Below are 11,938 nucleotides of genomic sequence, written 5' to 3' on the forward strand. Positions count from 1 at the left end.
TTGACCAGTGCCTTTTGCACCCGCTTACCCCAGAAAACCAGATGACACCTGTCATTGCTATCCACAACCTTCATCAGTTCTACGGTGCCACCGAAATTCTGAAAGGTATTAATCTCACCGTAGCCCCCGGCCAGGTGGTGGGCTACATCGGCCCCAACGGCGCGGGCAAATCGACCACCATCAAAACCCTTATTGGCCTCCTCCCCGACTTTCAGGGCGAGGTATCGGTGTTGGGGCTTGACCTCCGCACGCAGGCCATGGATGTGAAGCGGCGCATTGGCTACGTGCCCGAAAACGCGGTGCTCTACGACCTGCTCACCCCCACGGAATACCTCCGCTTTGTAGGTCAGCTCTACGAACTCGACGCTACGCTGGTCGATAAAAAAGCCGCCGATCTGCTCCACCTGTTCGACCTGACGCAGCACGCCAACAACCGCATGAGCACCTTTTCGAAGGGAATGCGCCAGAAAGTGCTGCTCATTTCGGGCCTGTTGCACAACCCCGACCTGGTTTTCCTCGACGAACCGCTGTCGGGTCTCGACGCCAACACGGTGGTATTGGTCAAGCAGATTATTCGCCAACTGGCCGATTCGGGTAAGACCGTCTTCTACAGTTCACACATCATGGACGTGGTGGAAAAGCTTTCGGACCGGATCATCATTATCAACGGCGGCCAGATCATTGCCGACGGCACCTTCGCCGAATTACAAGCCACCCGCGACACATCGCTGGAGCAGCTTTTCGGTCGGCTCACCGGCAACGACACCCAAACCGCCACCGCCGAGGCATTTATTCAGGCCCTAAATCAATGAAAACCACTACCCTCTGGCTTATTGACCGGCTGCCATTTTTGTGGCGGGCACTGGGCGTTAACTACCCCCAGTTGCGGGCTATTTTGGGTGTAAAACTCACGCTCGACAATCGCCGTCCGGCCACGGCTTTTCAACGCTGGAACCAGAAAGAGACCGAGAGCAACTACAGCTTTTACGTCAGCTTGGGCATCTATGCGTTCATGGGCATTTTTGCCGCCGTTATGCTGGCGCTGGTACCGCCCCCCGCCATTGTGCCAGCGGGGGTGTTCTTCTTTGGCTATGTGATGGTCATTTGCGCGCTCACGCTCATCAACGATTTCTCGTCGGTAATACTCGACACGTCTGACAACCAGATCATGCTGTTCCGACCCGTCGACGGGCGCACCACGCTGATTGCCCGCATCGTACACGTTGTCAGCTACTTGTTCACGCTCACGCTGGCTATATCCATTACTGGCATCCTGGTTATCGGCGTCCGGTTTGGTGTGGGGGCGGGGCTGCTGACGCTGCTGCTGAGCCTGCTGACGGCCATACTGATGGTGTTCATTACCAACGTGTTGTACCTGGGCCTGATGCAGTTTACGAGCGAAAGCAAACTCCGCGAACTGATCAACTACGTACAGATCATTACGGCCATCGTTTTCTACGCCGGCTTCCAGATCATGCCCCGGCTGATTGACAAAGGCAGTTTTGCGGCACAACCATTTACCTGGACATGGTGGCATTATCTGCTGCCGCCCTATTGGAGCGCGGGAAGCCTCGATATGGTGATCAACCATCGGATAGATGGCCCGCACCTGCTTGTTTTTGGGCTGATTACCACCATGCCCTTTGCCGGGCTGTGGCTCATGGCGCGGGTGCTGGCCCCGGCCTTTAACCGCAAGTTGGGCGGCCTCGATGCCGAAGCCAATGCCCCGGAGCAGGCTGTCTCGGCCAAGTCAGCAATCCCTGCCTCATCGCTGGCCGACCGGTTGGGCACGTGGCTCTCCACCAGCGCACTGGAACGGGCCGCCTTCTCGTTTGTCTGGCACATCAGCGACCGCGACCGGCAGTTTAAGCTGCGGGCATACCCTCAACTGGGCTACGGACTGGCCTTTGTACTCTTCACGACCCTGACCAGGCGAGGTATTTTCGAGTCGGGCAGCCAGGGTGCGGCAACTAACCACCTGTTGATTCTGTATATGGGCGTGCTCTTCATGATGGCCGCCATGAGCCTGACCGCCGTATCGGATCAGTTTAAAGCCGCGTGGGTATACACGTCTGCCCCCGTCACCCGCCCCGGCGACCTGCTGGCGGGGCGGTTCAAAGCCGTCGTGGTGAAGTTGATGCTGCCTTACTATACCTTACTGACGGCCTACGTTTTTTACCTAAAAGGCCCCGGCGTGGTGCTGGACGTGATTTTAGCCTTCGTCAATTCGCTGGCTCTGCTGCTTATCAGTGAGTTTTTTCAGAAGCGTTCATTGCCTTTTTCTGCTTCGCAGGATGCGCTGAAGCGGAACATGACCGCCCGCAGTTTCATTATCCTCCCCGTCTTCGGCCTGATTGGTTTTCTGCATTGGGGCCTCACCACCTACATCCCCTACGGCACCATCGTAGCGCTTCCGGTCATGGCCGGCTTTGTCTGGCTTCTCTTCCGCGCTTTCCGCCAAACCGCATGGGGAGAGATCAGTTAGAGGGGAGACAAGAAGTGAGAGATAAGAGCCAAGAAGCAAGAGGTTGACGCATCCATAGTTCTTGCTTCTTGGCTCTTATCTCTCACTTCTTATTTCTGCTACTTCATGCTTTCCAGCACAATTTCTTCAAAACCCGGCAAGGTTTTGTAGGCGTAGGTAGCCCGCCAGGGCGTGTCTTTGTAGTCGTAGGAGACTTCGAGATAGGGCTTTTGACCTGTACCGCCCGTGTCGGCCTTGCGGGTGTTGATGCGTACGGGGATGTTTTCGTAGTACTTGAAATAATTGGGGTGAGTCAGATAGCCCAGCGGTGTAGTGTCCCAGGGCACAAAACCGTCGACGCCAAAAAGCGTCTTATTGAGCAACTGCCAAGGGCGGAGTGTCTTGCTCAGCCACTGGTCTCCTGCCGAACCCTGCGCCAGAAAATCGAGGTCCGTGCGGCCCAGAAAAGTATAGACGCTGCACTCGTAACCAGACAGTACCACCTTCACGCCCGAATCGAACAGAATGCGAAAGGCTGCAGGGTCCATCTCGAAGTTATAATCACCGACGGTGATTTTCTCCAGGCCCGGCCGAAAGGGTAAACCCGGCGTACGTCCGGCACAGACAATGACCGATTCGATCTGTTTAGCCAGTTCGGGATGGTTTTTCAGCACCGTGGCCACGTTGGTAAGGGGGCCAATGGCCAGGATCGGCATTCGTTCTTTCCGGAGTGCCTCGGCCATAGCGCGGCTGGCGTCAGTTTCACGTCCCGCGTCGCGGAGGGTATCAGACCCGCGGTAAACGGGAATGGTGCGACCCGTCTTGTTATAGTAACCCAGCAGCTTTTGGGTTACGTCGTGGCCATAGTTGACGTAGGTAACGGTGCTGATCCCCACCAGCTGAACTTTGTCGCTGTGGCGCAGGGCCATCATCAGCGCAATGGCATCATCCACTTCGCGGGCACCCTGCTTGTCGGGCATACCCACCATGATGTCGGTGTCGAGCCAGATGCGCTTGGGTGCTGGCGAAGTGGATTGGGCTACCCCCAACAGCGGAAGCAGCACGAATAGGAGGACTTGTTTCATTCGTTGGTAAACAGAAAAATCAGGCTATTCGGCTTAGTCTGCTGCCGACACTACTAGTTGGGCGGCATGGGCCAGCAGGGTTTCCTTTTCAGCGAGCGACAGGCTAAGTGGTAACTGCGCCAACCCAATCAGCCGACGCATGATTTCAACACCCGTAAACTGCCGAAGCAGGTTTTCGCTGAACCCGTCGGGCCGGTCATAAAGCTGCATAACCTGCGCCAAAACGGTCTCAGGCTGCCGGGCCATATGCAGGTGTGCCAGCATGACTCCAAGGTCAAATTCGGGTGGACCATAGAAACAAAATTCGGGGTCGATTACGCGTGTACCTGCCTGTGTACGCAGCCAACTACCCGGATAATAATCGCCATGCAACAGTGAGTATAATCCAGCATGGTTATTGCTGGTATACTGGTCAGCAAGCCTGGCAACAATTCTTTTTAAGGCAATGTCCTGTTTGTAGGTCAAAGCCAGAGCCTGCAAACCAGGCTGAACGGTGTCCAGATCAAATCCATTGTCGACCAAAAACGGGTAGTTGAATAAATGTTCTGCGTTGAGCGTACGCATAGCCTGATTGGCAAAGGCAGGATCAGGCAGAGCAGTGCGAAACTGATTGTGTAGCAACGATATAAACCGGACTAACTCCTGCAACTCGTCGGGGCTAAGTGTGTGATCAGGATGGCCCGCGCTGCCCTGATAGAGATACGTGTAGTCACTCGACTCACCCAGGTCTTCCAACACAAGCACGGCTTCGTCACTGTCAGCACCCAACAATTCGGGCATGGCTGCACGCAGGGTTGGGTTGCGGGCAATACGTCGGTAGAATTGCCCTTCAATAACAGCCCGTTCAACGGGCGCGGCGATGGAAGGGTATTTTTCAACGTAGGGGCGAGCCTGTTTTACAATCAGCGAACGGGCATTGGTTCGTACACGGAGGGTAAAGTTCATATTGCCCTCACCCGGTTTGGTGAGCGAAAGCAGTATTTCGTCAGTGCTTATCCAGCCGTTGCGGGCCAGATACACTTGAAGGTCTTGCGGCTGGTTTGCATTGAATTGCATTCAAAAAGCATTTATATTGTGAGGTTTCGGCGTGTTACAACACCGCAACGATAACTCTTTTGATAAAGGAAGTACCAAAAAAATACGGCAAACAACGTTACCTGGATGCCTGATATACAGCCTGGCAACCAAACCAAGCCGTATACTGACCGAAGGGTGACCCCCGTTCACTAACAATATCAGCCCACAGATGGTGTACGTCTAACTAGTAGGACCATATGGTTTCGGTTTAGTCCTTACCTTTAAATGTTGGTCTACAAGAGGTGACACCTCAACCAATTTCTCATCATCATTGCCCGTGTCTATAATTCGTTGTTGTCAGATACTGTTTTCTTTAGTCTGGCTTATACCTTTTTACGGTGTTGCTCAAGGTGTTCCGGTGGTTGGGCCAGAGCTTGAATTTGCCGGTGTCTCCGTATCGCTCACGCCTCCAGCGCAACAACGCCTTCAGCAGGAAGTAGCCCGGATCTATGCTGACCGTACCAGCCTGCGCAATGCCCTCGAACAGATGCGTTATGTGCAGTCGGTGATTGAACCGCTGCTGGAAGAACACAACGTACCCAACGATTTCCGGTATTTATGCCTGCCCCTCACGCAACCCGGCGGTGGCTACTGGCAGATCGACAATGCTACCAAAGCAAAATCACTCGGCCTGCGCGTAGATGATCAGATCGACGAACGACTAAACGTTTCCTCTGCGTCAGAAGCAGTGCTGACCGAATTGGCGCAGCTACACGCCACCCAACCTAACTGGGTAATGGCCCTGTTGCAGTATGGCGGTTACCGTAGCGGCACAACGGCGGCCAATACCGCTCCTACACAGATTACCCTCACACCCGACGTGCCGGTTGCTGTGTGGGCAACGCTGGCCCGCAAGGTTGTTTACGAACGCGAAGCTCCTCTTGTGCGGCCCATTGAGCCTTATCTACTCTACGACTATCGGCAAAGCCAGGGCAAATCACTGGCTACCATTGCCCGCGAACTGGGCATTGACCAGAGCCGGTTCGTACCGTTCAACGAATGGTTGCGCGGCCGGGTTATTCCCCTCGACAAAGCTTATCCGGTGCTGGTGCGGCTTACACCGGGTGAGTTTCTGGGGGTGAAAAGTCAGCTAAATGGCATTGTGCAGTCTAGTCAGCTGGGGCAAACTAACCAGGCTGTTCAGCGAACCGACATGGGCTTTCCCATTCTGAAAAAGTTGCCCGCTGCTACCTCACGTGATGCACTAACCCGCGTGTCGGCTCAGTTTTACGAAATCAACGAGCAAAAGGGTATTCAGGCACAACCCTGCGACAACGCCGTGACACTGGCTTACTACGGCAAGATTTCGGTAAAATCATTTCTGGATTATAACGATCTGAATGAGCGTGATCCAGTCCGTCCCGGCGAGATTTATTACCTGGAGCGCAAAGCGAAAAAGGCAAAAATACCTTTTCATGTGGTGCAATACGGCCAAACCATGCGCGACGTATCGTCTATTTACGGAATACGGCTCGAGCGTTTGTTGCACTATAACCACATGGAGCCAAACCAGCGTGTGCAGTCGGGACGGATTCTATGGATGCAAAAAAAACGGCCCGCCAGCCAGCCTATTGAATACCGGAAAATGCCCGATCTGTTACCCGAACCTGAGCTCAGCGTAGCCCAGCGTGGGCTTAATCGCGAAGACGACGAAACCCAGATCGATATGCCCACCTCGAACACAACCGCTGTGCTGGCTAAACCCGACACGATCAGGGCCACGCCTCCTCAGCCCACGGTGCCTTCGCTAGAGGAACCAGAGCCTGTGAAGGGTACGTTTTTGCACGAGGTGCGCCCCGGCGACACATTTACCATCATTGCACAACGGTATCGACTTACCGTGCCCGAATTATTGCGGTTGAACAACTGGCAGCCAAGCAAACCCCTGGTGGTAGGCCAACAGTTAGTTGTTGGTGCCGAACCGGCAGCAACGCCACCGGCCGCTGCTACCAGTGCTGCCGCGCCGCCGCGTTTGGCCGGGCCGCCATCGTCGCCGTCGGCTAATACCGGCCGGCCAGCCGCCAAGAGCCGCGAATATGCAGAATCGGTGGTCGACGTTGAGCGGAAGCCCGTTGCTCCAGCTAACCCGAACACGACAAAGCCTGCCACAGTTTATCCAGGTACAGTAGCCAGAAATAATACGCCCCGGCCTGTGTTGCCAACACGGCCAACCCCCGTTGCCACGTCACCAGCTACGACTACTACCAAACCAGGTCAGCGGCTGGTCAACGAAGCGCGGGTTGAAACACCTAAAGTCAATGGCAATTCTTACTACCATATTGTGCAGGCAGGCCAGACGGTTTACCGGGTTGCCCTGATCAACAAAGTCAGCGTCGCCGACGTGATGCGCTGGAACAACCTTAGCAACTACACAATTGAAATCGGCCAGCGGATCCTGATCAAAAAGTGAGTAGCAGTAGGCAGTACTGCTACTCACTTCCCCAACTGCCCCTCGATCCAATCCAGGCCACGGCCGTAGAGAGCCTGCGCGAACTGGACGCGGTTATCAAAATCAGCACTGGGGGTTTGCCCTGAACTTAAAAACTGCCGCACTAACCGGGCATTGTCAGCGGCCTGAGGTTGCAGCACGTCAACCTCACTCTCGGTGCGGAACCTGGCAAAATCGGGCCGGTCAGCGTCGAAATTCTGGAACGCCAGGTGGTTGGTAGCTGTACGCACGGCGCAGAGCACACCCGTAGCCCGCGACGTGGCAGGAGCTAATGAGCCTTCCAGGCCCCGTTTGAGCACTATGGCCCCGTCGAAACCCGCCATCAGTGCCAGTTCAGCCATTTTCATCTGGTAAGTGATATGAAACACCGACGTCACCAGGATATGGGCACGGGCCGGATTTAACACCTTTTCCAGCGTCGACAAAAAGGGGCGTTTCAGCAATACCCGCCGCCGGTCTACCCACCGGTCGAGAGCGGGCGACAGGGCTTTTTGGTCCAGCACCCAGCCGTAGGGTGTCAGCGGTTCGGCCAGCTCGTGGGCGCTTTGCAAAAACGAACAGCCCAGATGCAGATAAAGATCGTGGGCATTAAGCGTCTGTTTTGGCCCCGGTGTGCGCCCCACCATCGAAAGCGGCTGGTAGCTTCGCTGTTGAAAAAAATGGGCCAGCAAGGGCGTGATCAGGTACGAATGCTCCACTCCATCGAAAGGTTCGGCCAGCTGCACAATAGGCTGCTCAACAGCGGGCGGGGCTTTCTGAAAACCAGGAGCCAGCGTAGCCATAGCAGCCTGATACAATCCCTGGTACTCATCGTTCGACTCGTGGCGTACCCGCAGAATGCTTACCGCCAGTCCGCGAAACGTCTCGCAGCTGGTTTCGCGGGTTTGTTCGCCAAAGAGGTAATCGCCCAGCTGCCGGGCTTCGCTGATCTGCAGGTGATGCCCCCGGATGAGTTTAGTAGCAATGGGCAGGAAGATCGTGGGTAGTTCAGGGCAAAGTTTATTGACCAGAAAAGTAGGATGTGAAAACGCATCACGACCAAAGCAAGTCTCTAATGTCCGCTCGGCGTCGGTAGGGCCCTTAGTCAGCAACGCACCAATAAACGCCCCCACCTGAAGCGGGTTTGCTTCACCCGATAGCAATGACACTCGACATTCTTCCAGCAGGTCGGGCGGTAGGGGTTTACTGCCATACTTACCAATCCCAATAAGCTTGATACCGCGGCCAAGTGGAGTATCGCCTGGAGCAAGAGAAAGAAGGTTGGCTGTTTGCATGGCTGGCTGTTAGGTTGAGTGGTTTAAAAGGGAAGCGATACTGACCGTGAAACTTACATAAAAAATGGCTTATTGATTAAATATCAAACTTTTAACAATGCTTTTCTCAGTATTTCCGAATTTTATTTTGATAAATTGACCTATTTAGTTCTTTTGTCCAGAAACTTCTTTTCACCGTTATGTAGCAGTAAGTCAGGCACTGAATTTCCTTACCCTTCCCAATCGCTTATATTAGCCGGTAGCCAAATCGCACCGCAAAATGGCCTCCTGCCCAATGACGAATTCCGCCGCTCACCGCTCTACAGCCTGTGTCCTGCTGATAGCCTGCCTGCTCGGGATTGAACTCGCCATTACCAAAACAGCTGCCTTTGGTAAACACCCGCTAGCCCTATCTGTCGGTATTTTGTTCGATTGTACGGTCCTGACTACGGCGCTTTTCTATGGATTGATAGCCCGACCTCTGCGTTTACCAGTCAGCCGGACGGTGCTGTTTGCGGTGGCCATGTTGCGCGTAGCCCTGTTTATGATTCCGGCAACGCTGCCCTCCTTGCAGCTAGCCTGGCCCGGTTTGCTGGCATTGCTGGAGGGCTCTGTCTTGGTGATTACGACCTTTCGTCTCCGCACCATTATTCGTACCTATCGCGCCTTGCGCCCTGCGCACGATCGCCAGATAGCCTTGCGAGGAAGCTTGTCGGCCGTTTTTGGCCAGAGGGCAGCCCGTCTTATCGTATCGGAAGGCCAGGTGATCTATTATGCTTTGCTCAACTGGCGGAACCCCACCGACCTGCCCACTGGTGCTACACCCATAACTACTCACCGCGAGTCGGGACAGGTGGCCCTGCTGATTGGGCTGCTGGGTGTGGGCCTTATTGAAGCGACGGCCATGCATGTCATGTTAAGCCGCTGGTCGCCAACGGTCGCATGTTGGGTCACGCTGCTGAGCCTATACGGGTGTCTGGTGGTGCTGGCAATTATCAATACGATCCAGAAAAGACCGTCGTTTCGTACAGACAATGCGGTACACCTTCGCCTTGACATACGGTGGGAAGCGATTATTCCACTCAACAGTATTGCCGCGGTTATACCCATTTTCGACAAGCCAGCGAAGCAGCCGGGTCTGCTCAACGCAGCATTGGCAACTGCTCCGAATGTGCTGATTACCCTTCGGGAGCCTGTGGTAGTCAAAGGCATATATGGCCTTACGCGCACGGTAACGCAGGTTGCGCTATTTATGGATAACCCAAAACAGTTTTCAGTTCAGCCTCTATGACCAGACAAAACGTGCTTTCCGGCTCGCCCTGGGAAGATAAAATGGGCTACTGTCGGGCCGTTAGAATTGGCAACGTGATCGAAGTATCGGGCACGGTAGCAATTGTGGATGGTACAACTGTGAAAGCCGACGACATCTACGCCCAAACCAAAAACATTCTCGACCGTATCGCCGAGGTGCTGTCAGGCCTGGGGGCAGCCATGAGCGACGTGGTCCGTACACGCATGTTCACCACTGATGTATCTCGCTGGGAAGAAATCGCGCAGGCCCACGGTGCCGTATTTGGGTCTATCAAACCTGTTACCAGTATCTACGAAGTCAGTGCCCTCATCAGCCCTGACTACCTGATCGAAATAGAATTCACAGCGATTTTAGGGGATCGCTGATTGGGCCAATGGAGCAGGTTTCCACAACTAATTAATTTATTTCAGTCGGATCAAAAGTCAGCATCAGCGCAAATCTGCTCTACCTGCTCGATCAGCGGTCCTCTTCAACGTATGCATATCTTCATCCAGACACCTCTCAACGCAGTCAATCAACAGGTGCTCCGCCAGGAAATCGGTAATGGACATACAGTCACGTTTCGTGATGGAACAACCCCGCTGGAGCAAGTTGACGTGCTCATGGGCAACCCGCCTGCTGAGCAGGTGCGGCAAATGAAAAACCTTAAGTTCTGGCAGTTAGACTCCGCCGGGTTTGACAAATACACCGACCTGAACCTGGCTATTCCGGTCTGCAACATGGGTGATTTTTTTGCCTGGCCCTGCGCCGAAACCATCGTGGGGGCTGTATTGGCCCTGTATCGCCGCCTCGACGAATTGGCGGTTCAACAACGGGCGAAGAACTGGGTAGGTATGCCCCTGCGCTACACCATGCACACGCTCCATCGGCAACGCGTTGTGATCCTGGGGGCAGGTAGCATTGGGCAGGCCGTGCGGTCTATTCTGGGTGGTTTTCAGTGCCACATACTGCTTATGGCCCGCACAAATCCTGATGCCCAACTACACACCCTTGACGAGTTGCTGACTGCCCTGCCCACCACCGATCTGCTGATTAACACCCTTCCCGGCTCCGTTGATAGGTTTGTGTCGGCAGACGTGTTAGCCGCCATGAAGCCGGGCAGTTTCTTTGCCAATGTGGGCCGGGGCAATACCGTTGACGAAACCGCACTGATTGCTGCCTTGCAAAACGGCCACCTCGGTGGGGCGGCGCTTGATGTAACCCAACAGGAGCCGCTGCCCGTTGAAAGCCCCCTCTGGCTGATGCCCAACGTACTGCTCACCCAGCACACCGCCGGGGGCCAACGCACGGAGGATGAAGGCAAACTGGCGCAGTTCGTCCGCAACTTCGATAAGTTTCAGCGTGGCGAACCGCTGGACAATCAGGTGCAATTGGGGAGGGGATACTGATTCTACCGATGTGGCAAGACGAAGCAGATTTATTTATGCTACTGCATAGCCCGTGTAAGGGCGTTTGTAAGGAGCATGGAAGGCCAATACAATATCCGATTTGGCGATCCCGTGCCGTTCCAGCTCACCTACCAGATCATAATCTGTAGCATCTTCCTGCACCCAAATCTTGTCGTTTCTAATATCCAAATGAAATATGGGATAATATACCCGCTTACCATCTTCCCATCCAATAGTAAGTATCTGATAATGATCACGTTCAGTATCAATAATTAGCTACTCTTCAATGTCATCAGTGATTCGCCCGACAGATGGCAACGCGTAATACGTCTGAAGGACGTCAGTGATGACGGAGCGAAACTGAGCTATTGAGTTATCCATTTTATAATTCGTTTGGTCGTAATATCGATGATAAGAAGTGATATTCGATCTTGCTCTATAGTCTGGGAAATTAGTGATTTGGTGAAGAACGAGGTATAGACATCTGTGTCGACTGCCAGAAAAAGAACACGGTCAATATTTTCAGCGGCTAAACCAATACATACACATCGTACTGGCCTTTTGCTTCATAGAAATCATTCAGTTTCGATTTACTTAGGAAGCTTTTGATTTCAACAGCAATCTGTTCTTTCCCTCTTTCTGCTGCCAGAACCTGCTCGGCAGCTAAATCTATTTCTAACCGAAGGCCGCCAACTTTTAACATCAACGGGTCATGCGTAATAAGCTAGCCGTCCGCTTCAAGGGCTTCTCGAACTGTTTGATGTAATAGACCCAAAATAGTACATTCAGTTGAAGCGAGGTACTACAAGGTAAACCAGGAGTTGTCAGGCATCCTCACGCAACCCACTTTCCAACTAACCCCATCGTTTCGGCGTTACCCCGTACCTTTGCGGAATTAACTAACTGGTGA

Annotated in this window: 12 protein-coding genes; 6 read left to right on the forward strand and 6 right to left on the reverse strand. The window is 53.8% G+C overall.

Going from position 1 to position 11,938, the window contains the following annotated elements:
* Positions 1-41: 41 nt before the first annotated feature.
* Both J2I47_RS13780 and J2I47_RS13785 read left to right on the forward strand, forming a co-directional pair.
* Positions 42-812, forward strand: coding sequence for an ABC transporter ATP-binding protein (locus J2I47_RS13780; protein WP_207365164.1), 771 nt, complete (start codon positions 42-44; stop codon positions 810-812).
* Positions 809-2,485, forward strand: a complete 1,677-nt coding sequence (locus J2I47_RS13785; RefSeq protein WP_207365165.1) for a hypothetical protein — start codon at positions 809-811, stop codon at positions 2,483-2,485. The genes J2I47_RS13780 and J2I47_RS13785 overlap by 4 nt, the downstream gene beginning before the upstream one ends.
* 98 nt (positions 2,486-2,583) lie before the next feature.
* Here the strand turns inward: J2I47_RS13785 and J2I47_RS13790 are convergent, their stop codons facing one another.
* Positions 2,584-3,549: a nucleoside hydrolase gene (locus J2I47_RS13790; RefSeq protein ID WP_207365166.1), complete on the reverse strand. Its 966-nt coding sequence runs from the start codon at positions 3,547-3,549 to the stop codon at positions 2,584-2,586.
* 33 nt (positions 3,550-3,582) lie between these two features.
* Positions 3,583-4,605 carry a phosphotransferase gene (locus J2I47_RS13795; protein ID WP_207365167.1) on the reverse strand — a complete coding sequence of 341 codons (1,023 nt, stop codon included), beginning with the start codon at positions 4,603-4,605 and terminating at the stop codon, positions 3,583-3,585.
* A 298-nt stretch (positions 4,606-4,903) separates the two neighbouring features.
* On the opposite strand from J2I47_RS13795, the gene J2I47_RS26880 reads away from it, so the two are divergent.
* Positions 4,904-7,036: a LysM peptidoglycan-binding domain-containing protein gene (locus J2I47_RS26880; RefSeq protein ID WP_207365168.1), complete on the forward strand. Its 2,133-nt coding sequence runs from the start codon at positions 4,904-4,906 to the stop codon at positions 7,034-7,036.
* 23 nt (positions 7,037-7,059) lie between these two features.
* Here J2I47_RS26880 and J2I47_RS13805 read toward each other — a convergent pair whose 3' ends face one another.
* Complete coding sequence (locus tag J2I47_RS13805) at positions 7,060-8,349, reverse strand: anthranilate phosphoribosyltransferase (protein ID WP_207365169.1); 1,290 nt, start codon at positions 8,347-8,349, stop codon at positions 7,060-7,062.
* Positions 8,350-8,623: 274 nt separating this feature from the next.
* Here J2I47_RS13805 and J2I47_RS13810 point away from each other — a divergent pair, with 274 nt between their 5' ends.
* From J2I47_RS13810 to J2I47_RS13820, 3 genes are all read left to right on the forward strand, one after another.
* A complete protein-coding gene (locus tag J2I47_RS13810) occupies positions 8,624-9,619 on the forward strand; it encodes a hypothetical protein (protein ID WP_207365170.1) in 996 nt (331 codons plus the stop codon).
* Positions 9,616-10,005, forward strand: coding sequence for a RidA family protein (locus tag J2I47_RS13815; protein WP_207365171.1), 390 nt, complete (start codon positions 9,616-9,618; stop codon positions 10,003-10,005). The genes J2I47_RS13810 and J2I47_RS13815 overlap by 4 nt, the downstream gene beginning before the upstream one ends.
* 111 nt (positions 10,006-10,116) lie before the next feature.
* Positions 10,117-11,028: a D-2-hydroxyacid dehydrogenase gene (locus J2I47_RS13820; protein ID WP_207365172.1), complete on the forward strand. Its 912-nt coding sequence runs from the start codon at positions 10,117-10,119 to the stop codon at positions 11,026-11,028.
* Positions 11,029-11,061: 33 nt separating this feature from the next.
* Here the strand turns inward: J2I47_RS13820 and J2I47_RS13825 are convergent, their stop codons facing one another.
* The 3 genes from J2I47_RS13825 to J2I47_RS13835 all read right to left on the reverse strand — a co-directional run bounded on the left by J2I47_RS13825 (position 11,062) and on the right by J2I47_RS13835 (position 11,731).
* Positions 11,062-11,301 (reverse strand): XisI protein, encoded by a 240-nt coding sequence (locus tag J2I47_RS13825; RefSeq protein WP_310587671.1) that lies wholly within the window; start codon positions 11,299-11,301, stop codon positions 11,062-11,064.
* Between the two features lie 92 nt (positions 11,302-11,393).
* Positions 11,394-11,567, reverse strand: a complete 174-nt coding sequence (locus J2I47_RS27010) for an element excision factor XisH family protein (protein ID WP_207365256.1) — start codon at positions 11,565-11,567, stop codon at positions 11,394-11,396.
* Complete coding sequence (locus J2I47_RS13835) at positions 11,558-11,731, reverse strand: element excision factor XisH family protein (protein ID WP_207365173.1); 174 nt, start codon at positions 11,729-11,731, stop codon at positions 11,558-11,560. The genes J2I47_RS27010 and J2I47_RS13835 overlap by 10 nt, the downstream gene beginning before the upstream one ends.
* Positions 11,732-11,938 lie beyond the last annotated feature (207 nt).

The organism is Fibrella rubiginis, assembly GCF_017353185.1.
Classification (GTDB): domain Bacteria; phylum Bacteroidota; class Bacteroidia; order Cytophagales; family Spirosomataceae; genus Fibrella; species Fibrella rubiginis.